Origin of the sequence: Tenacibaculum sp. UWU-22 (assembly GCF_041021355.1) — a bacterium.
In the GTDB taxonomy this organism is placed as follows: Bacteria; Bacteroidota; Bacteroidia; order Flavobacteriales; family Flavobacteriaceae; genus Polaribacter.
In genome coordinates, this window is sequence record NZ_JBFNGP010000005.1 from 18,076 (window position 1) to 40,051 (window position 21,976).

The 21,976-nt window shown below is 31.8% G+C and carries 20 protein-coding genes and 1 other RNA gene; 9 read left to right on the plus strand and 12 right to left on the minus strand.

Annotated features, from left to right (window positions below):
* The first annotated feature begins 7 nt into the window (after window positions 1–7).
* From AB2B44_RS08855 to rnpB, 3 genes are all read left to right on the plus strand, one after another.
* Window positions 8–592 (plus strand): nucleotide exchange factor GrpE, encoded by a 585-nt coding sequence (locus tag AB2B44_RS08855; RefSeq protein ID WP_369049221.1) that lies wholly within the window; start codon window positions 8–10, stop codon window positions 590–592.
* Between the two features lie 82 nt (window positions 593–674).
* Complete coding sequence (gene dnaJ / locus AB2B44_RS08860) at window positions 675–1,802, plus strand: molecular chaperone DnaJ (protein WP_369049222.1); 1,128 nt, start codon at window positions 675–677, stop codon at window positions 1,800–1,802.
* 190 nt (window positions 1,803–1,992) lie between these two features.
* Window positions 1,993–2,301: RNase P RNA component class A (rnpB, locus tag AB2B44_RS08865), an RNA gene on the plus strand.
* Window positions 2,302–2,318: 17 nt separating this feature from the next.
* On the opposite strand, the gene AB2B44_RS08870 is transcribed toward rnpB, so the two are convergent.
* A complete protein-coding gene (locus tag AB2B44_RS08870; RefSeq protein ID WP_369049223.1) occupies window positions 2,319–2,816 on the minus strand; it encodes a hypothetical protein in 498 nt (165 codons plus the stop codon).
* Window positions 2,817–2,888: 72 nt separating this feature from the next.
* Between AB2B44_RS08870 and AB2B44_RS08875 the strand changes: the two genes are divergently transcribed.
* Both AB2B44_RS08875 and AB2B44_RS08880 read left to right on the plus strand, forming a co-directional pair.
* Complete coding sequence (locus AB2B44_RS08875; protein ID WP_369049224.1) at window positions 2,889–3,305, plus strand: PaaI family thioesterase; 417 nt, start codon at window positions 2,889–2,891, stop codon at window positions 3,303–3,305.
* Between the two features lie 60 nt (window positions 3,306–3,365).
* Entirely contained in the window at window positions 3,366–4,454 is a 1,089-nt protein-coding gene (locus AB2B44_RS08880; protein WP_369049225.1) for an isochorismate synthase, read from the plus strand.
* Window positions 4,455–4,527: 73 nt separating this feature from the next.
* On the opposite strand, the gene guaB is transcribed toward AB2B44_RS08880, so the two are convergent.
* The 4 genes from guaB to AB2B44_RS08900 form a co-directional block, all read right to left on the minus strand.
* On the minus strand, window positions 4,528–6,000 hold the full coding sequence (guaB, locus tag AB2B44_RS08885) for an IMP dehydrogenase (protein WP_369049226.1): 1,473 nt from the start codon (window positions 5,998–6,000) through the stop codon (window positions 4,528–4,530).
* Between the two features lie 145 nt (window positions 6,001–6,145).
* Window positions 6,146–8,383, minus strand: coding sequence for a M1 family metallopeptidase (locus AB2B44_RS08890; RefSeq protein ID WP_369049227.1), 2,238 nt, complete (start codon window positions 8,381–8,383; stop codon window positions 6,146–6,148).
* A gap of 76 nt (window positions 8,384–8,459) precedes the next feature.
* Window positions 8,460–8,960 carry a DUF6702 family protein gene (locus AB2B44_RS08895; protein WP_369049228.1) on the minus strand — a complete coding sequence of 167 codons (501 nt, stop codon included), beginning with the start codon at window positions 8,958–8,960 and terminating at the stop codon, window positions 8,460–8,462.
* 30 nt (window positions 8,961–8,990) lie between these two features.
* Window positions 8,991–9,788, minus strand: coding sequence for a hypothetical protein (locus tag AB2B44_RS08900; RefSeq protein ID WP_369049229.1), 798 nt, complete (start codon window positions 9,786–9,788; stop codon window positions 8,991–8,993).
* 297 nt (window positions 9,789–10,085) lie between these two features.
* On the opposite strand from AB2B44_RS08900, the gene AB2B44_RS08905 reads away from it, so the two are divergent.
* Both AB2B44_RS08905 and pepE read left to right on the plus strand, forming a co-directional pair.
* Entirely contained in the window at window positions 10,086–10,475 is a 390-nt protein-coding gene (locus AB2B44_RS08905) for a VOC family protein (protein WP_369049230.1), read from the plus strand.
* Between the two features lie 49 nt (window positions 10,476–10,524).
* Window positions 10,525–11,235, plus strand: a complete 711-nt coding sequence (pepE, locus tag AB2B44_RS08910; RefSeq protein ID WP_369049231.1) for a dipeptidase PepE — start codon at window positions 10,525–10,527, stop codon at window positions 11,233–11,235.
* 7 nt (window positions 11,236–11,242) lie between these two features.
* Here the strand turns inward: pepE and ribB are convergent, their stop codons facing one another.
* The 6 genes from ribB to tpx all read right to left on the minus strand — a co-directional run bounded on the left by ribB (window position 11,243) and on the right by tpx (window position 18,036).
* Complete coding sequence (gene ribB / locus AB2B44_RS08915) at window positions 11,243–12,385, minus strand: 3,4-dihydroxy-2-butanone-4-phosphate synthase (protein WP_369049232.1); 1,143 nt, start codon at window positions 12,383–12,385, stop codon at window positions 11,243–11,245.
* 2 nt (window positions 12,386–12,387) lie between these two features.
* The gene (locus AB2B44_RS08920) at window positions 12,388–13,872 is read right to left on the minus strand and encodes an LptF/LptG family permease (RefSeq protein WP_369049233.1); all 1,485 of its coding nucleotides are present in this window, start codon (window positions 13,870–13,872) and stop codon (window positions 12,388–12,390) included.
* Between the two features lie 65 nt (window positions 13,873–13,937).
* Entirely contained in the window at window positions 13,938–14,591 is a 654-nt protein-coding gene (locus AB2B44_RS08925) for an outer membrane lipoprotein carrier protein LolA (RefSeq protein ID WP_369049234.1), read from the minus strand.
* Between the two features lie 38 nt (window positions 14,592–14,629).
* A complete protein-coding gene (locus tag AB2B44_RS08930; RefSeq protein WP_369049235.1) occupies window positions 14,630–17,053 on the minus strand; it encodes a DNA translocase FtsK 4TM domain-containing protein in 2,424 nt (807 codons plus the stop codon).
* A 110-nt stretch (window positions 17,054–17,163) separates the two neighbouring features.
* Complete coding sequence (locus AB2B44_RS08935) at window positions 17,164–17,535, minus strand: diacylglycerol kinase family protein (protein WP_369049236.1); 372 nt, start codon at window positions 17,533–17,535, stop codon at window positions 17,164–17,166.
* 3 nt (window positions 17,536–17,538) lie between these two features.
* Window positions 17,539–18,036 (minus strand): thiol peroxidase, encoded by a 498-nt coding sequence (tpx, locus tag AB2B44_RS08940; protein WP_369049237.1) that lies wholly within the window; start codon window positions 18,034–18,036, stop codon window positions 17,539–17,541.
* A 108-nt stretch (window positions 18,037–18,144) separates the two neighbouring features.
* Between tpx and AB2B44_RS08945 the strand changes: the two genes are divergently transcribed.
* Both AB2B44_RS08945 and AB2B44_RS08950 read left to right on the plus strand, forming a co-directional pair.
* The gene (locus tag AB2B44_RS08945; protein WP_369049396.1) at window positions 18,145–19,524 is read left to right on the plus strand and encodes an MATE family efflux transporter; all 1,380 of its coding nucleotides are present in this window, start codon (window positions 18,145–18,147) and stop codon (window positions 19,522–19,524) included.
* The gene (locus AB2B44_RS08950) at window positions 19,511–19,735 is read left to right on the plus strand and encodes a hypothetical protein (RefSeq protein WP_369049238.1); all 225 of its coding nucleotides are present in this window, start codon (window positions 19,511–19,513) and stop codon (window positions 19,733–19,735) included. The genes AB2B44_RS08945 and AB2B44_RS08950 overlap by 14 nt, the downstream gene beginning before the upstream one ends.
* 4 nt (window positions 19,736–19,739) lie before the next feature.
* Here AB2B44_RS08950 and AB2B44_RS08955 read toward each other — a convergent pair whose 3' ends face one another.
* Window positions 19,740–21,947, minus strand: coding sequence for a DNA mismatch repair protein MutS (locus AB2B44_RS08955; protein WP_369049239.1), 2,208 nt, complete (start codon window positions 21,945–21,947; stop codon window positions 19,740–19,742).
* Window positions 21,948–21,976: the final 29 nt, after the last annotated feature.

Here is a 21,976-nt window from a genome sequence, read left to right on the forward strand (position 1 = left end):
TTTTACTATGAGTAACGACAAGTATACAAAAGAAGACGAGTTAAAAGGCAAAGCTGAAAACGTTGAGCTAGATGATGTTGTTGAAGATAATGTAGAAAGTGAAGAAGCTACAGCTAAAAAAGAAAATAAAACAGAAGAAAAAACACCAACTGTAGAAGAGCTATTACAGATTGAAAAAGATAAGTATTTACGGTTATTTGCTGAGTTTGAAAACTATAAAAAACGCACTACTAAAGAGCGTATAGAATTATTTAAAACAGCAAGCCAAGAATTAATGACAGCTATTCTGCCAGTTTTAGACGATTTTGAACGAGCGTTAACACATATTGAAGAAGATAAAGAAGCAGAAGAATTGCGTAAGGGTGTGTTTTTAATTTATCAAAAGTTAGTAAAAACCTTAGAACAAAAAGGGCTAACAGCTATAGAGGTAAATAAAGGAGATGATTTTGATGCAGAAACGCATCAAGCCATTACACAAGTTCCTGCTCCGTCAGATGATTTAAAAGGAAAAATTATTGATTGTGTAGAAAAAGGATATAAACTGGGTGACAAAATTATACGCCATCCAAAAGTAGTGGTAGCACAATCATAAACAGTAAGTATTTTCGTTTCAACGAGAATATTGATAAATTTTAATACTAAATTCTGTTACATTACAGAAATAGCAATAAAATATGGCAAAACAAGATTATTACGAAATATTAGGGGTATCAAAATCGGCTACGCCTGCAGAAATTAAAAAAGCATATCGAAAGATGGCTATTAAATATCATCCTGATAAAAATCCAGGAGATAATGCTGCTGAAGAGCAGTTTAAAAAAGCAGCTGAAGCCTATGAAGTTTTAAGCGATCAAGATAAAAAAGCACGTTATGACCAATTTGGTCATGCCGCATTTGAAGGCGGGCAAGGAGGCTTTGGTGGTGGCGGAATGAACATGGAAGACATCTTTAGTCAATTTGGAGATATTTTTGGCGGTGCCTTTGGTGGCGCTTTCGGTGGCGGTTTTGGTGGCGGAACCCAACGAAGAGCAAGAGTAAAAGGAAGTAATTTACGCATTAGAGTTAAGCTTACGTTATCAGAGATTGCTCAAGGAACAGAAAAAAAAGTTAAGGTTCGTAGAAAAGTACAAGCCGAGGGTGTAACGTATAAAACTTGTTCTACCTGTCAAGGCTCTGGGCAACAAATGCGGGTTACCAATACCATTTTAGGTAGAATGCAAACCGCAACAACTTGTTCTACCTGTCATGGAGCGGGCGAGATAATTGATAAAAAACCAGCTAATGCCGATCCACAAGGTATGATCGTTAAAGAAGAAACGGTTTCAATTAATGTGCCTCAAGGGGTTACAGAAGGCGTACAGTTAAAAGTGGGCGGAAAAGGAAATGAAGCTCCAGGTAAACATTCTATTCCAGGAGATTTATTAGTTTTAATTGAAGAAATACCTCATAAAACGCTAAAGCGTGAAGGAAGTAATATCCATTACGATTTATATATCAATTTTTCTGAAGCTGTTTTAGGTACTTCTAAAGAGATTGAAACAGTAACAGGAAAAGTAAAGATTAAAATTGATGCGGGTACCCAATCAGGTAAAATTTTAAGATTAAAAGGAAAAGGATTACCTAGTATAGAACGTTATGGAACAGGTGATTTTTTAATCCATATAAATGTGTGGACCCCACAACATTTGTCGAAAGAACAAAAACAGTTTTTTGAAAAAATGGAAAAGGATGAAAATTTTATACCCGATCCAAAACAATCAGATAAATCTTTTTTTGAAAAAGTAAAAGATATGTTTTCTTAAATTAAGTTACACCGCAATATAAAAAAACACTTTATATATTTTTTATCAAAAAGTTTGTATAAGTAAAAAAGTGTATTAATTTTGCGAAGTCTGAAAGATATTTCAGACACTTTTTCTTTTTCATAGCAATTTTCCACTCATCTTTTTGAGTGGTTTTTTTTTAAAATAAATAAAGTTCTTAAAAAATAAAATGCAGACCTATCTTATCGACTCAAATTTAGTTTGAGTAGGAAAGTCCGAACACCACAGAGTAGCATAGCGGATAACATCCGTCCAACGTAAGTTGAGGACAAGTGCAACAGAAAGCAAGTACAGTTTGGCTGTAGTGAAACCAGGTAAACTCTATGCGGTGCAATGCCACGTATATTGAAGTTTAAGGGTTACTCGCCCGATTTCAAGGGGTAGGCAGATAGACGCTAAAAGTAATTTTAGTGCTAGATAAATGATAAGATTTCTATTATTAGAAAAACAGAATTCGGCTTATTAGGTCTGCTTTTTTTTATTTGTTAGGGTAAGTTAGTTTTGATAAAAATCAAAGTCGTCAAAGTCATCAAAGTCATTAAAATCTTCATCTAAATCAGAATCGTTATCCCAATCATCGTCAGCTTTAAACTCTTTTTCAGGAGCTTTATTTGGTATTTGACCAATAGATAAAAGAATTTTTGAACCAGCAAGTTGTTCGCTATTAATGTCTACAACCTCTACATAAAAGGTCCATAGCAGTAGAAAATCGTATACATAAATTAATTTACCATTTTTTTCGGGTAAGGTATTTTTTAAAATTTCAGTAGCCATAGAAACACCGTCATTGTCTTCAGACATATTAAATAGGGGTATTTCTTCACCCTGATTCCAATCGTCGTCAGATTTATAAAACGAACTCATTTCTAGCCCATTAAAGCCAAAACTTTTTGCTATGGTATAATGTAAGGTTTCTAACGTAGCTTTTTCATCAATTGCCAAAGTACGAATTACATCTTCCTTTGTATCTAAAATTACGCGTATTTTATACATTTTGGTTCTAAACTTATCTAACACAAAAATACAATAAATATATGTACATTTACTCTTCAAAAATTTGAATTGATGCAATCTTCAAAAATTTTAGAAAAGTTAAATAGTTATAATAAAAACACTCTAATGCAAACGCTTGATATTGAGTTTGTTGATATTGGATGTGATTTTATAACTGCCAAAATGCCAGTTAATTCTCGAGTGCATCAGCCTTACGGATTATTACATGGCGGGGCTTCTGCAGCATTAGCTGAAACAGTTGGTAGTATGGCGTCGGCATATTTTTTAAATGATGATACTAAAATTGTTAAGGGCATTGAGCTAAGTATTAATCATGTAAAAAGTAAGCGAGAAGGTACTGTATTTGCTACAGCTAAACAGATACATAAAGGTAAAACTACTCATTTATGGGAAATTCGTATAGTAGATGAAGAAAATAACCTAATATCGCTATGTAAAATTACCAACATAATATTAAATAAAAATTAACCCTCACTATTAAGCTTTTAGCGCACATAGCTAGAGTAACGTTTAAAGTAATTTGTTAGCTTGAGTATTTTAGAAAAAATAACCACATCATTTCAAAATAAATTACCATTTGTAGTTTATAAGAAACCGCAAAATAATTTTTTATCGGCTTTTTTTCAAAAAAACACAACGCTTTATTATACGAGTAATTATAAAGAGCGTGGTTTTGTTTTCGCCCCTTTTAATAATGAAAATTCAGCGGTTTTAATACCTATTGAACAGTCTAATTTTTTTAAAGAAAAGTTAGTACTTGAGCCTATTCATTTTGAATCTGAAATGCATGTTATGCCGGATACTTCATCGGCAAAAAAAAATCATATAAAATTAGTAGAAAAAGCAATTAGTGCCATTAACCAAAATGAGTTTAAAAAAATAGTTTTATCTAGAGAAGAAGTTGTTGCTTTGTCTGATTTTGATTTGACAAAAGTATATAAAAAGTTGTTAGCTAATAATTTAAATGCGATGGTGTATGTTTGGTATCATCCAAAAGTGGGGCTTTGGTTAGGCGCTACTCCAGAAACATTATTAAGTATAGATGGAGATAGGTTTGAAACGATGTCGCTTGCGGGTACCCAAGCATTCAAAGGCACCACAAATGTAAAATGGCAATCTAAAGAAATTAAAGAACAGCAATTTGTAACCGATTATATTATTGATAATTTACACAAAATTACTTCAAATTTAAATATTTCAAAAACTACTACTGCTAAAGCAGGTAATTTGTTGCATTTACAAACAAAAATTAATGCAGCGTTTAAAACAAATGGTTTTATAACGAACGAAAATAAAAACGAATTACTTATAAAAACATTACATCCCACCCCTGCAATATGTGGTTTGCCTAAAGAGGTAACAAAGCAGTTTATATTACAAAATGAAAATTATAACCGTAGTTTTTATACTGGTTTTTTAGGTGAATTAAATTTTGAAAAGCCGCTGGGGGCAATCAACGAAACGTATTCAACTCTTTTTGTAAATCTCCGTTGTATGCAAATTAAAGAGGCAAAAGCTTTTATTTATGTAGGTGGAGGTATTACAAAAGAAAGCAATCCTGAAAAAGAATGGCTCGAAACCGTTGCTAAAACTCAAACCCTAAAACGAGTTTTATAAAAAATGTGGTTGAGGCTCTTTATGCCTAGTTTTATTTGCTATACAAAAAAGAACAGGTTAAATGTATATTTAACTAACGGCTATAATTAGGAGCTTCTTTGGTAATTGCAACGTCGTGTGGATGACTTTCGTTAATTCCGCTTGCGGTAATTCTTACAAATTTACCTGTTTCTTGTAAAGTGCTAACATCTTTAGCGCCACAATATCCCATACCCGCACGTAAACCACCTATAAATTGGTGTATGCTTTCTACTAACTCGCCTTTGTAAGGAACACGCCCAACAATACCTTCTGGAACTAATTTTTTAATGTCTTCTTCAACATCTTGAAAATAACGATCTTTAGAGCCTTGTTTCATTGCTTCAACAGAGCCCATTCCACGATACGATTTAAATTTTCTTCCTTCGTAAATAATGGTTTCTCCTGGAGATTCTTTTGTTCCAGCTAATAAAGAGCCTAGCATTACAGTATCGGCACCTGCGGCTATGGCTTTAGGTATGTCGCCTGTATAACGAATTCCTCCATCAGCAATTACTGGCACACCACTTCCTTTAAGAGCAGCAGCAACTTCTAAAACAGCTGAAAATTGAGGAAAACCAACTCCTGCAACTACACGAGTGGTACAAATAGAGCCAGGTCCAATACCAACTTTTACAGCATCGGCACCAGCATTTACTAAGTAAGTTGCTGCCTCGGCAGTAGCAATATTACCTACAACAACTTCTAATTTTGGAAATTTTTGTTTTACATTTTTTAAAACGTTTACTACGCCTTTTGTATGCCCGTGTGCGGTATCAATAATAACGGCATCTACACCAGCATTTACTAAAGCTTCTGCACGTTCAATTGCATCTGCAGTAACCCCTAAAGCGGCAGCTACCCGTAAACGACCATAGCTGTCTTTATTTGCTATCGGTTTTAGGGTAACTTTAGTAATATCTCTAAAAGTAATTAATCCGTTTAGTTTATAATTATCGTCAACAATTAATAACTTTTCTATTTTATTTTTTTGAAGAATTATCTCCGCATCTTTCAACGACGTACCTACAGGGGCAGTTACTAGGTTTTTACTAGTCATTACCTCTTGAATAGGGCGATTATTATTATGTTCGAAACGTAAATCGCGGTTGGTTACAATGCCTTTTAAAGTACCATTTTCATCAATTATTGGAATACCACCAATAGAGTGTTCTTTCATACTTTGTTTAGCATCTAATACAACAGCAGTAAGGGGTAAGGTTACAGGGTCTATAATCATACCGCTTTCAGCACGCTTAACTTTTCTAACTTCTTGGGCTTGTTGCTCAATAGTCATGTTTTTATGAAGCACGCCAATACCTCCTTCTCGAGCCATGGCAATTGCCATAGCAGATTCTGTTACAGTATCCATTGCAGCAGAAATAATAGGTATATTAATACTAATGTTTTTTGTAAACTTTGTTTGTATTGATACTTCTCTAGGGAGTACTTCTGAAAAGGCAGGAATTAACAATACGTCATCGTATGTAAGTCCTTCGCCTATAACTTTAGAATTGTGGGCATTCATATTTGTAATCAATTTCGTCTTTTTTAAGAAAGAATAAGAGGTTTGCTAAAAATTAATTACGTGCAAATGTACCACTTTTTCTTTGATATATCAGAACTTTGATGGGTTTTATTAAATTAGAATTAAAAGGGGGGAACGATTTAAATTATCCTTTTGTTTTCTTTTTAAACTCTTCAAATTTATTAGTTACTTTTCTAGGCCAACTGTTATTTGCAGTATTAACATCTGCAGTTTCTAAATCAGGGTCAACCACAAAACTTTTTATTTCTTTATCTGATGAAAATACGCGATATACCTTGTTTTCATTTTTTCGCCATATTTGAGCAGGAAAAGTTTCACGTTTTGTAGTTCCGTCAGCATAGGTTAACTCAACAATAATAGGCATAATTAATCCACCTGGTTTTTCAAATTCTACTTGATAGATGTATTTTGGAATTGATTTTAGTGTCGTTTGCTTGTCTGCTGGTAGTGAAGCAATATATTTTTTTAATTCGGTGTCGTCGGCATCTTCTTTTTTAGTGGTCATAAAAACTAAGTTGCCTAAGCGACTAAAGTATTCAGGATATCTTTTTTTAAGTGCTTCAGTTTTTTCATTTGCTTTAGCGGTAATGTATAAAGGTTTTACGTCTTTAATACCTATATCGGTATAATCTGTAGTGTAAAACCAACCTCTCCAAAACCAGTCTAAGTCTATTCCAGAAGCATCTTCCATGGTTCTAAAAAAGTCAGCAGGGGTAGGGTGTTTAAACATCCAACGTTTGGCGTAGGTTCTAAATGCATAATCAAATAATTTAGGACCCATAATTGTATGGCGTAGCATATATAGTCCTGCGGCAGGTTTAGTGTATGCATTTGGGCCAAATTGTTGTACGTAATCTCCTTGCGACATAATAGGTGATAAGTATTGTTGGTCGCCACCCATATACGGTACAATATCTTTTGGTAAATTACCCGTGTTAAAATTAGGGTCGTAATCTAACTCAGCTAAAGTTTCTACAAAAGAGTTTACTCCCTCGTCCATCCAAGTCCATTGTCGTTCATCAGAGTTTACAATCATTGGAAAAAAGTTATGGCCAACTTCATGTGTAATTACGCCAATCATTCCATTTTTGGTTCTTTCATCGTAAGTTCCGTCAGGATTTGGTCTTCCATAATTAAAGCAAATCATTGGGTACTCCATACCTTGTCTTTCAGAGTGTACCGAAACCGCTTTGTTATAAGGATAATCAAAAGTTAATTTAGAATACTCTTCTAAGGTATTTGCTACAACGCGAGTAGAATGTTGTTCCCATAACGGATTTCCTTCTTTAGGATATAGCGAAACAGCCATTACACTTCTATTATTAATTTTAACAGCCATTGCATCCCAAATATATTTTCGAGAAGAAGCAAAGGCAAAGTCACGTACTTGGTCAGCTTTAAAATGCCAAGTTTTTGTTTCAGTTGAATGATTTTTTTCGTTTGCTTCAGCTTCGGCTTGAGTAACAATAAATACAGGATCTTTGTAAGATTCTTTTGCCTTTTCCCAGCGTTTACGCTGTTCGCGTGTTAACACTTCTTTGGGGTTTTGTAATACGCCAGTAGCCTCTACAATATGATCTGCTGGTACGGTTAATTTTACATCAAAATCTCCAAATTCTAAAGCAAATTCGCTACGCCCCCAAAATTGCATGTTTTGCCATCCTTCAACATTGTTATATACGGCTAAACGAGGGTAAAATTGTGCAATAGTATAGTTGTTATTACCATCAGGAAAAGTTTCTAAACCAGATCTTCCTCCATCTTTATTAATATCATTAATTAAATAATTCCATTTAATACTAAATTTAAAAGTATCACCAGAAGCTAAAGGTGTTGGTAAATTAATACGCATCATTGTGCGATTAATAGTGTGAGGTAACTCTCTACCATCTTCATATTTTACTGACTCTATTTTAAAACCAAAGTCTTTAGGTTTGCTAAGGTTATTTTTTATAAAACTTTCTACGGGCTCAAAGCCATTAGCACCTTTAGATTCAGCTAGAGGCGTTTTAGAATCGGGTGCCCGCATATTTTGGTCTAATTGTACCCATAAATACTCTAAATTATCTTTAGAATTATTGTGATAAGTTATGGTTTCTTCACCATAGATACGATTGTTTTTTTCGTCTAAGCGAATATCCATCACATAATCTACTTTTTGTTGGGTGTAAGCATGACCTGGAGCTCCTGCGGCAGTATGTTCGTCGTTAGGAGTAGCCAACAAATCTTTCATTTGGCGAAATTTATTTTGGTCGGTATGGCCTTGTTTTGGTTCTTTTTCATCTGTAGGGGTTGTGTTTTGAGAAAAAACAGCTACAGATATAAAAAGAAGTGAAAGCAAAAGTGTTGTCGCTTTTTTCATTTTGAAAGTTATTTGATTTATGAGAATAAAAAAATATGGCGGAAATTACTCAATAAATAATAAATAAAGGATAAGTTTACTTAAAATTTAACAAACCTTTATCATTATTTTTCGTTAAGAGTAAACTGTGGTGTTCGCCTTTTATGTTTGATTTTATTAGATTTTTTTGATGAGGAAAATATGCCGTTAATACATCATTTTCAATACCGATGGTTTTTACATCGGTAATATTTTCTATTTCTAAGTAAAAATATACAATTTTTCCGTCATATTCTTTTCCTATAAAATTATAGGACACAGGTTTATTGTTAACGGTTATTTTTAGGTGCTCATTAATGTATTTTGTAAAGTAAGTGTTTATGTTTTTTACTTCATCTTTATCGGTTAAACGGGCATCAATTTTGTACTCTTTATTAAGAGCAACTTCAATATCATCCATAAAAACATTCATAATAATTTGAAGCGACTTGTCTTTTTCGCTGTATTGAATTTGGGTTAAGCTTACATAATATCTATGGAAGCTAAACGATAAAAGCGGAATAATAAATAGTAGTAGTAGTCTTTTTTTTGTTTTCATAGGATATTAAAAAACAATTACTGAGCCAAATTACTCTTTTTTAATGGTTTTTAAGAAGCTTTTTTGTTCTTGTTGTAAAATTTTAATGATTTCTAACATTTTACCTTGTTTATACAGTTTTTCGATGGTTAACTGATTACAATAGTCTAAAAAATGATAATAGTGTTTTTTAGGTATTTGAAGTTCTTTAAAAAAGAAATTTTCACCTAATTCATTTAAAATTTTCTCAGGGAATGATTTTTTAAAAGCTAATTCGCGACGTAAATTTGATTGATTTTTAGATTGTTTAATCAGAATTGGTATTTTTAAACTAATTCCTATAAAAAAGGTGGTTGGGTCAGTTTTTACTATAGGTGGTTTAACATGCTTTTTTATATAATCATCTTTTAGAGGGGCGTCCATATCAATATTCGAAAAATCCATTAGTTTTTTTAAAATTTCTGCTTTTTTATCTTTTGGCGTTTTACGCATGTCTATTTCTAAAATACCTGATAAATTGTTACTATTAACCACAACTTCATTTAATTGATACACTTTTCTTTTTAAAAGAATAGCTAACGCATTAAATTTGAAACTTAGGTTATTAACTGTGTAAATTTTTGTTTGGTATTGTATAGAGGTTATTTTAAGTGAGTCGCCTACTTTTGCAAAAATTTTAAAATGACCTGTATTGTTGGTAAATGTGGCTTGGTTAGTTTGTAAATTTATAATATGTGCATTTTTAATAACACCAATTGAATCACGAGCCTTTCCAAACAATATTTTTCGGTTTTGGGCGGTTATTGAAGTAATGGTTATTAAAAAGAGAAAAAGTAATTTTTTATACACCTATTGCATTTTATTTACAAAGAAAATAAAGGGAGCTCTTAAAAGTGTTTTAAAAACCTTGTAAACTTTTGTTAATTTATTAAGAGTATGAAAAAGTTAGAGGTTAATAAAAAACAAACGGAAAGTTCTTAAAAAAGTCTTTGTTAAAGGGATTGTTTTCTTAATATAGAAATGATAGGTATTTGTTGAGTTAAATAAGAAAAAACAACAAAAAATATTATTTTTTGTCATATATAAGCATATTGTTTAATCAAATAATTAAATTTGAATGGGTTTCATTTTAAAAAACAAGAAAATATGGAAAATAAAAATCCTGTAGTATGGTTTGAAATTTATGTTGATAATTTAACAAGAGCAAGAACGTTTTACGAAACAGTTTTTGCTCTTAAAATGAACGAAATGCCTATGCCTGATATTGGTGAAGAAATGCAAATGTTGTTTTTTCCTGCCGATATGGAATCTAAAAATGCAGCATCAGGAGCACTTGTAAAAATGGAAGGGTTCGAAGCTGGAAATAACAGTACTATTGTATATTTTATGAGTGATGACTGCAGTATTGAAGCGTCAAGAATTGAGGCTGCTGGAGGAAAAATTTTTAAACCTAAAATGTCAATAGGAGAGTATGGTTTTATTGTATTGGCAACCGATACAGAAGGAAATATGATAGGGATACACTCAATGGAATAAAAAATATTACCTTGCGGCAGTATAATCAAGTTAATTTAAATTCTAACGAATGAAAAAATTGATAATAGCGAGTACTTCTACAATTTATGGAGGGGAGTATTTAGATTATTTATTACCTACATTAAACGATTTTTTTTCACAATCAAAAACGATTTTATTTATTCCGTATGCACGACCAGGCGGAATAACCTATGACGGGTATACCGAAATTGCCCAGAAAGGATTTGCCAAAATTGGTAAAAAACTAAAAGGAATACATGAGTTCACAGACCCTAAAACAGCTATACAAAACGCAACAGCAATTTTTACAGGAGGTGGCAATACTTTTGAGTTAGTAAATCAATTGTATAAAAACGATGTGGTTGCTGTGCTAAAGCAAGCGGTTGAAAGTGGTACACCATACTTAGGCACTAGCGCAGGAAGTAATATTTGCGGAGTTACTATGATGAATACTAATGATATGCCTATTGTATATCCGCCAAGTTTTAAAACCTTAAGTTTTATTCCGTTTAATATTAATGCCCACTATTTAGATCCAAATAAAAACTCTACACATATGGGAGAAACGCGAGAAACTCGAATTAAAGAATTTCACGTTTTTAACGATACCCCCGTATTGGGCATACGTGAAGGTAGTTGGTTACAAGTTAACGGAAATAGTATTGTGTTAAAAGGTAAATTAACCGCTAGATTATTTTGTAAAAACAAACAAGCTGTTGAGTTAGAAACAGGTACTGAAATAACTCCGTTACTAACATAATTAACGGCTAATGATTTACATAATCTACAATTTCTAAACCATATCCAATCATGCCAACTCGTTTGGTTTGTTTTGAGTTTGAAACTAAACGTATTTTACGAATGTTAATGTCGTGTAAAATTTGTGCACCAATACCAAAATCTTTAGTATCTAAATTAATACTAGGCGCTTTAAAATTGCCTTCGCTTTGATTTTGTTTTAAAACAGCTAATCGGTTTAAAATATTTAGTGATTGGGCTTGTTGATTAATAAATAAAATAGCTCCCTTTTCTTCTTTATTAATCATATTAAACATTTGTTCTAGTTTTTTATCGGCATTATCGGTTAAGGCTCCTAAAATATCATTGTTTACTAATGTAGCATTTATACGAGTTAGTATGGGTTCGTTCGACGACCAGCTACCTTTTGTTAAAGCTAAGTGTATTTGATTGTTGGTAGTTTGTTTATAAGCCCGTAGACGAAATTCTCCAAAACGAGTATTAATAGTAAAATCCTCTTTTTTCTCGATTAGCGAGTCGTTTTCCATCCTATAGGCTACCAAATCTTCAATAGAAACAATTTTTAAATTAAATTTTTTAGCAACTTTTAATAACTGCGGAAGACGTGCCATGGTGCCATCTTCATTCATAATTTCAACAATAACCCCCGCAGGTTGTAAGCCTGCTAAACGGGCAAAATCAATAGCGGCTTCGGTGTGTCCAGTTCTTCGTAAAACACCACCCTCTTTAGCTTTTAAAGGAAAAATATGCCCTGGACGAGCTAAATCGAAAGGCTTTGTTTCGCTATTAATTAAAGATTGAATAGTTATGGCTCTATCAGAAGCAGAAATACCTGTAGTAACCCCTTTGCCTCGTAAGTCTACCGATATAGTAAAGGCGGTTTCCATGGGGTCTGTATTATTATGCACCATCATGTTTAACTCTAATTCTTTACAGCGTTTTTCGGTAAGCGGAGTGCAAATTAAGCCTCGACCATGAGTTGCCATAAAATTAATTATTTCAGGCGTTACTTTTTCGGCAGCAGCAACAAAATCACCTTCATTTTCACGGTCTTCATCGTCTACTACAATGATAACTTTTCCGTTTTTTATGTCATCAATTGCTTCTTCTATGGTGTTTAGTTGTGTGTGTTTTTTTGTAGTTGTTGCCATAATTAGGTGTTTTTTTCTGTCTTTAAAAATATCTTTTTTATAAATAATGTAATTGGAGATAAGAATGAATTTATATCGAATATACTTTTGTCTTGGGTGGCTCTAACTGTTAATAAAGTAGCTATAGGTACCATTAAAATAGCTGAAAGCCACGAGCCAAAAAAGGCTGTAAGAGAGCTTTCTTCGGCTAAATTACGTCCAAAAGTATTAGAAAAGAAATACAATATGTAAATAGCAATGGCTAAAATCATGGGTAATCCCATACCACCTTTTCTAATAATTGACCCTAATGGAGCGCCAATGAAAAATAAAATTAAACACGATAGTGAAAAAGCTACTCGGTTATAAAATTCAATATCGTAATGATTTAATATTTTTCGTTTAAATTTTAAATTTTCCTTATTTGATTTAATATCATTTAAAAGTTGTTTCGATTTGGTTACCGCATTGTTTAACACAAGTGCTTGCTCGTATGCTTTAAAATTATCAACAATGTTTGAGTTTAATTTTTTATAATTAGGTACAGTATCGTATACATGTAGTTCTTTTGCTTGAGAACTTGTATAGAGTATTTTAGCACGATTGTTAACAAATCCATCATAATTTTCTTTCATGATAGGTATTGTATCTTTGAGTTGCTTTAAACTTAGCATATTATAATTTTTTGTAAACTTAATATCATCTAAGTCATCACCAGAAAGAGCAGAAACATCGATGTTAATTTTATACTCATCAAAGTCGGCATACGAAGCGGGCATACGTTTACGCTTTTTATATGGGGTGTTGTTTTGAATATGATTTTCAAAATAATGCCCATCTTTTAAAATAAGAGTTAAATAACGACTGCCGTCTTCTGAAATAATTTCGCCACTTTTAGCGGTTATTATTTTTTTATTTCCTCTTTTTTCTGATAAATCGTATATTAATACGTTTTTTAAAAAATTGTTGTTTTCGCCATATCGTTCGTCAAATTTAATTTGATAATTAGGTATTTCGCTATTAAAACTACCTGGTATTAAAGCCATTGCGGGTAGTTTCTTTTTTATGTTTACTCTTAAATTAATTAGCTTTAAATTTGAATATGGGTATACGTAGTTTAAAAACAAAAAATTTAAAACACTACTAAATAGTGCAAAAAACACTAATGACCGTACGAGTCTGCGTAACGAAATACCTGCCGATTTAGCTGCAGCAAATTCATAATTTTCAGATAAGCTTCCGAGTGTCATTATCGAAGATAACAAAATACCAATTGGAAGTGCTTGCGGAATAACCATTAAAGCGGTAAACCACAAGAATTTTAAAATAAAAATTAAGTCAATTCCTTTTCCAGCAATGTCATCAAAAGCTAGCCAAAGTGCTTGCATAACTAGCACAAAGAGAATGATGAAAAACGTTGCAAAAAAAGGAACTAAAAAAGATTTTAGTATGTATTTGTCTAAAATTTTCACAAAGGCAAAGGTAGCAAGGTTTGTTGTAATACGCACAAAAGTTTTGTTAATAGACCACTAGGGTACTAACAAAACTTTTTAAGCATTAATAGCTATTTAAATTAATCAATTAAATAGCCTTGTTTTTTGTATTTATCTTTATCGAAAGTAAATAAATTATCAGATATAGGTTGGTTACTTTTAAATTTTGTTATGGTAAAAGTAGTAATAGAATTGTTTTTACCTACCTGAATTAATTTGTAGATGTGTTTTGTTTTGGCATCTACACCTAAAGCTACTTTAGCAATTTCTGAATTACTGTCTATCGGTATCAAGTTAATAAATTGTACTTTTCTTCCGTTGCTATTTTCTAAGTTTCCCATAGAAAAATTATAACCATTTTTATAAAACGTTAGTAGTTTAGATGGGTAAATAAAACCGTCTTCTTCTTCTAAGTTACCATCGGTAATTGAAACTTCTTTTTCATCGTGATTAATTACAACTAATTTTTTGCCATCAAAAATAAAATCGTTTCCTAGGTATTGTAGGTTGTATTTTTCGCCTTCTAAAGTAATGTTACCTCTAATAGGAGGATCGTTTGTTACACCAGCATCTTTGTTTGATAGGGTAGAGGTAAACCCAATATACATATTTTTATACGCTCCCATTTTTGCAGATACCTCGTCTAATATTTTTTTTGCTTGGGTAGACGAGCTTTGAGCCATTATATTAAAGCTTAGAAGTACTGTTAAAAATAATAATGTTATTTTTTTCATTTTTAAGGTTATTTTCCGTTTTTGGATATATTTAATTGTTATATTTTTTCGTTTGCTAGTAATTGATCTAAAGCTACTAAATCGGTTATTAATACTTGTCGTGCTTTGCTTCCTTCAAAAGGGCCTACAATGCCTGCGGCTTCTAATTGGTCTATTAACCTGCCCGCTCTGTTGTATCCTAATTTTAATTTACGCTGCAACAAAGAGGTTGATCCTTGTTGAGCGGTAACAATAATTTCAGCAGCTTCTTTAAATAATTTATCTCGATCTTCTATATCAATATCAATACTTGTGCCATTTTCTTCACCAACATACTCTGGTAGTTCATAGGCTTTAGGGTAAGCTCTTTGTGAACCAATAAAATCGGTTATTTTTTCTACTTCCGGCGTGTCAACAAAGGCACATTGAATACGTGTAATATCGTTTCCGCCAGAGTATAACATGTCTCCTCTACCAATAAGTTGATCAGCTCCTGGCGCATCTAAAATTGTTCTACTATCTATTTTTGAGGTAACTCTAAAAGCAATTCTCGAAGGAAAATTTGCTTTAATAATACCTGTAATAACATTTACAGACGGGCGTTGTGTAGCTACAATTAAATGAATACCAATAGCACGTGCTAATTGAGCTAACCGAGCAATGGGGGTTTCTACTTCTTTACCCGCCGTCATAATTAAATCGGCAAATTCATCAATTACCAATACGATATAGGGTAAAAATTTATGTCCGTTTTCGGGGTTTAATTTACGAGCTTTAAATTTAGTGTTATATTCTTTAATATTTCTAACCATAGCGGTTTTTAGCAAATCGTACCGACTATCCATTTCTATACAAAGCGAATTTAAAGTGTTTACCACTTTGGTAGTATCTGTTATAATAGCGTCTTCAGAGTCGGGTAATTTGGCTAAATAATGTCGTTCAATTTTATTGAATAAGGTTAATTCTACCTTTTTGGGGTCTACCAAAACAAACTTTACTTCGGCAGGGTGTTTTTTGTATAATAACGAAGTTAATACCGCATTTAAACCTACTGATTTTCCTTGACCAGTTGCACCTGCCATTAATAAGTGAGGCATTTTAGCGAGATCAACAACATAGGTTTCATTAGAAATGGTTTTACCTAAAGCAACAGGTAACTCCATAGGTGATTCTTGAAATTTTTTCGAAGAAATTACCGAATGCATCGATACAATCGTCGATTTTTTATTAGGTACTTCGATACCAATAGTTCCTTTTCCAGGAATAGGCGCTATTATACGAATACCTAAAGCCGATAGTGATAAGGCGATATCGTCTTCTAAATTTTTAATTTTTGAAATTCGGATTCCTGCTTCGGGTACAATTTCATATAAAGTAATTGTAGGCCCAACAGTTGCTTTAATTTTTTCGATACCAATTTTGTAGTTTTTTAAGGTTTCTACAATACGGTTTTTATTGGCTTCTAATTCTTCAGGGTCAATCGATATTGTTTCGTTGTATTGTTTTAAAAGATTAAATGTTGGAAATTTGTAGTTTCCTAATTCTAAAGTAGGGTCAAATTCACCAAAATCTTTTACTAATTTTTCAGATAAATTTTCGTCAACACTCTTTTCTTCGGTAACTTTTTCTACTGCAATTTCAACATCTTCATTAGCTTCTTTAGCAGAGGGTAATTCAGGCTCTTTATTAGATTCAATTTCTAAAGAAATATCACGATCGTCGATTTGTGTTGGTGTTACGTTAGAGTAATTGTTAATGGTAGGTTGAAGATTTTCTACCGATAATTCAAATTCTGATTTTTCTTTTTTTATTTCATCAACTTCAGATTCGACAGTGTTTTCTTTGATAACTTTTTCTCGTTGTGCTTTTTTTTGTTGAATTTTACTTTTTATAGCTTTTATTTTTTCGCCGATTAATTCTGGAGTAATTTTAAAACGGATTGCTAAATAGGCTAGAAAAAGAAAAGAAAGTAAAATAATTAATCCAGTTTTGCCCATAAACGATTGTAAATAATTATTTACTTCAAAACCAATAATACCTGATAAAAGCGCTTGTTTTTTATCTACAAATCCTATAGTAGTTGAAAGCCATACCATAGCTAATAAGCTCCAATTCCATTTAGAAATTAGTTTGTTTATTTTAGAAGGTAATAACCAGTGTAATCCCGTTAAAAACAATAAAAAAGGAATGATAAAAGCAGCAATACCAAATCCGTCATAAATAAAAAAGTGGCTTAATTCAGCTCCTATTTTACCAAGTAAATTTTTACTTTTAATAGTTTGATCTGTAAACTGGGTTAAAGCACTTTGGTCTTCTTGCCAAGAGAAGAAAAAAGAAATAAATGCAACTAACAAAAACAGCGCAAACAAAATTAAAAACGATCCTAGAACAGTTTGTGTTTGACGGTCTTTGAAAAACTCTCGAAAACGAGTAATTATTGATTTTTTAGTATTATTATTTTTTGTTTCGGTTTTTTTTGTCATTCGGGTTGTTAAATTTTACTCAATAATTAAAATTTGAAATAATTTGTTTTATAAAAGGAGCAAAAAGTTTAAATTTAATTCATACAATATGGCTATTTAAAAATAAGGTATTACCCTATTTTAGGAATATATATAATACCTGCAATAATTAACGAAATAATAGCAGCTATACCTGGTGCAGCAGCACCTACATCTTTAATAAATTCAATTTTTTTATGATACGCTGGATGAATAAAATCCGCCACTTTTTCTATTGCGGTATTAACTGCCTCAGCAATTAAAACCAGCCCTATTACCAGTATTTGTATCATCCATTCTAGGGCAGAAATTTTAAAATAAAACCCTGCTAATATCGCCACAAAAGTAAAAACGATTTGTATTTTAATACTCGTTTCAGTGGTTATTAAAAGCCATATGCCTTTTAAGGCAAATCCAATACTTTTTAAGCGATCTTTTATTAATCCATCTTCAGGATTTTTCATTTTTTACAAAGCATTTAAAGCGTTGTTATAATTGGGTTCGTCAGCTGTTTCAGCAACTTGTTCAGTGTATATTACGTTTCCTTTTTCATCAATAATAATAACACAACGCGAATGTAAACCAGCCAAAGGACCATCTGTAATTTCTAAACCATAGTCTTTACCAAAAGCACCTGTAACAAAATCGGACAGCATAATCACGTTTTTAATGCCTTCGGCGCCACAAAAACGAGCTTGAGCAAAGGGTAAATCTTTCGATATACATAAAACTTTTGTGTTTTTTAATGCACTTGCTTCTTTATTAAAATTTCGTACAGACATGGCACAAGTACTAGTGTCTACTGATGGAAAAATATTTAATACAAGCTTACTTCCTAAAAAATCAGCTAAAGTTTTACGAGATAAATTAGAGTCTACTAAAGAAAAATCAGGAGCTTTTTTTCCAATTTCAGGTAAATCTCCTATTGTGTGTATCGTGTTTCCTTTTAAGGTTATGGTTGCCATTTTTATAGTTTTAGAGGTCAAAAATAACTAAATTATTACAATATTTTAAGTCAAAAACATAGAACTTAATACCTATCTTCGCAAATTAGAAATTAGGTGCTAAATTTGATTAAATTAACCCAATATACAAAAGAATTTAAATATAACTGGCAACTAGCTGCTCCTGTAATGTTAGGCATGTTGGGGCATACATTTGTTAGTTTTATGGATAACGTTATGGTGGGGCAGTTGGGTACGGCAGAATTAGCAGCTGTTTCATTAGGTAATAGTTTTATGTTTATTGCCATGTCTATTGGTATCGGTTTTTCTACAGCTATAACCTCATTAATAGCAGAGGCTGATTCGTCTAACGATTTTGTAAAAGCAAAGTCAACATTTAAACATGGTTTGTTTTTGTGTACTTTTTTGGGGGTTGTTATGTTTTTGGGGGTTTATTTTTCGAAACCCTTACTCTATTTAATGAAACAACCTGTTGAGGTAGTAAAATTAGCAATACCTTATTTAGACTTAGTAGCGTTTTCGTTAATTCCGTTAGTTATTTTTCAAGCTTTTAAGCAGTTTAGTGATGGTTTGTCAATGACGAAATATCCTATGTATGCTACTGTTATTGCCAATCTTGTAAATATTTTGTTTAACTATTTATTAATTTTTGGAAAGTTTGGTTTTCCTAAGTTGGGTATAGTAGGGGCAGCCTATGGCACTTTAGCATCAAGATTTATAATGGTTTTGTATTTATGGTGGCTGTTAGCAAGAAAAGAACGTTCAAAAAAGATAGTTACGCATATTAAATTTTTTGTTTTAGATGTTTTAATGATTAAAAAAATTATCAGCTTAGGGTTTCCGAGTGCTATGCAAATGTTTTTTGAAGTTGCTATTTTTACAGCAGCCATATGGTTAAGTGGGTTATTGGGTAAAAATCCGCAAGCAGCAAATCAAATAGCCTTAAATTTATCGTCTATGACTTTTATGGTGGCTACTGGCTTAAGTGTGGCGGCAATGGTTCGAGTAGGAAATCAAAAAGGATTACAACATTACAAAGAATTACGTAGAATAGCTTTTTCTATTTTTTTATTAGGTAGTATGTTTGGGGTAATATTTGCTACTGTATTTTTTGCTTTTCATAAATTACTGCCTCATTTGTATATCGATTTAAGCGATGTTAATAATTATAATGACAATATTGAAGTGATAAAAATAGCAGCAAATTTATTAATAGCAGCTGCAATTTTTCAAATATCAGATAGCATACAAGTAATTGTGTTAGGTGCTTTACGAGGTTTGCAAGATGTTAAAATACCAACGATAATTACTTTTATTGCTTATTGGGTTATTGGTTTTCCTATTTCGTATTATTATGGAAAAGAAGAGCATTACGCAAGTTTTGGTATTTGGTTAGGATTACTAGCAGGGCTTACTTCGGCCTCGATTATGCTTTTTATCCGATTTAATTATTTAACTAAAAAATACATTAATAATGAAACTACCTAAATTTTTATTGGCAGATAACAGTAATTTTCCTGAAGATATTTTTGTTTTACATACCGAGTATCCTCGTTTTTTAATTAATTTAAAAAATGATGAAATTGAGTGGTTCGAAGATTTATCAGGAGAAAATGAACAAGAATTAGCAAATGAAATGGAGCAACTGATTGCCGAAGCAGAAACGTTTTATGATACAGAAATAGAAGGTTTAGTTTAATCTTTTATTTTTTAGCCGCTTTTATTAGTTCTAGTTTACTCATAGCAACTTTTGTGGTAAATATTCCGTAGTTGATAAAGGCGTTTTTCTTTTCAATTTTATCAATAGTTCCTACAGCATTTCCGTCGATTAGCCGAACGTTATCGCCAATTTTAAAAACATAATTAGCCTTTTGTTGTGCAATTTTTTCGGCTTCTTTTTTCTTTTCTGCTCGTACTTTTACTACTTTTTCTAAAACTTCTTTTTCAACTTTTTGTATCGTTTTTTGTTGTTTTTCAGCAGTAATTTTTTCGTTCTTTTTTTCAGTTTTTGTTTTCTTTTTTGGCGGATTTTTTTTAATGTGTTTTGTTTTTTCGGAAGTAGCCCATTTAATAAAATCAGCGGTTAATTCTTTTTTATTATTGGTTTGAAAATATTTATTCAATAATTCGTTTGTTTTTCTTCCTAAGGTAAGCATCCGTTGGTTGTTATCGTACAACTCTTGAAAACCACTAAGTTTTTGCTGTATTTTTTGTTCTTTTTCTTTTAAATTTTCTAGTTGTATTTGTTCTTCACTTTTTTGTTTTTCTAAACTTTCTGATCTTTTTTGTAATCGATTACGTTCTTTTTGAAGTTTAGAAATCGTTTTATCTAACCTAATTTTTTCATTTTCTACACGTTTTTTCGCCCGATTAATTAAACTGTACGGAATTCCGTTTTTCTGTGCTACCTCAAAGGTAAAAGAACTTCCTGCTTGTCCGATATTTAGTTTGTATAATGGCTCTAAAGTATGTTCGTTAAATTGCATGTTTGCATTAACCACATTATCTAATTGATCGGCTAAAACTTTTAAATTGGTATAATGAGTAGTTATAATACCATAGCTTTTTTTTTGATAAAATTCTTCTAAAAAAATTTCAGCTAAAGCGCCTCCTAATTCAGGGTCAGAACCAGTGCCAAATTCATCTATTAAAAACAAAGTATTGTCATTACATTTTTTTAAAAAATAACGCATGTTTTTTAGGCGGTAACTATAAGTGCTTAATTGATTTTCAATAGATTGATTATCGCCTATGTCGGTTGAAATTGTATCGAATAAAGTAGTGCTGCTACGTTCGTGAACGGGTATTAATAGTCCGCTTTGTAACATAACTTGTAACAACCCAATAGTTTTTAAAGTAATACTTTTTCCACCAGCATTTGGACCCGAAATTACAATAATTTGTTGCTTTTTATTTAGTGTAATTGTTTGTGAAATAGTGGGTAGATGTAGGGCATTATTTTTTTGCCATAAAATAGGATGATAGGCATTTTTAAAAAAAACATTTTTTTCACTAGTTATTTTTGGTAGTATAGCATTTATATCTCGTGCGTATTTAGCTTTAGCACTTATCGTATCTAAATGAGTCAAAAAAATAATGAAAGATTCTAGTAACGGAACAAAAGGTCTAATTTTATCTGCTAAGGCTCGCAAAATTTTTATAACCTCTTGTTTTTCTTCGTATACTAAATTTTGTAAACTTCGATGAAAAGCAAGTGTTTCTTGGGGGGCAATGTAAACAATATTGCCTGATTTTGAAGCGCCCAATAAACTCCCTTTTACCTTACGTCTATGCATGGCTAAAACAGCCAAAACGCGTTGGTTATCAACAACAGTTTCTTTAATATCATCTAAATATCCAGCTGATATATTTTTAGTTAAAGCTCTTGAAAAGCTTTCAGAAATTTTACCCTTAATTTCTTGAATGTCTTTTCTAATTTGTTTTAAAGTAGGTGAAGCGTTGTTAGCAATAATACCGTCAAGAGTAATTATGTTTTTAATTTCGGTAGTAATTGCATTAGTAAATTCAATTTTTTCACTTAAAATGCATAAAGTAGGGTAGTAGTTGCTAAATTTTTTTAAAAACTTTTTTAAAATATTAATAGTTTCAGCAGTAGTGGCAATTTTTAAAAAAGCATCAGGTTCTAAAAAACTATTTTCAATGGCTAGTCGTTTAGTGCTTTCTGAAATATTATCGAAATTATGATTCGGAATTCGATTTTCATTTTCAAAAGAAGCAAGGTATTCGTTTACTAAATCTAGTTCAAAAAATAACTCTTTGGTCTTTGATATAGGGTTTATTTCTAATACCTTATCTTTTCCTAAGTTAGAGGTACAATAGGTTGCAACTTGTTTTAAAACCGTTGTAAACTCTAAATCTTGTAGTGTTTTTTTAGAAATGTTTTTAACCAAAATAGTATATTTGATACCGCCACAAAAAT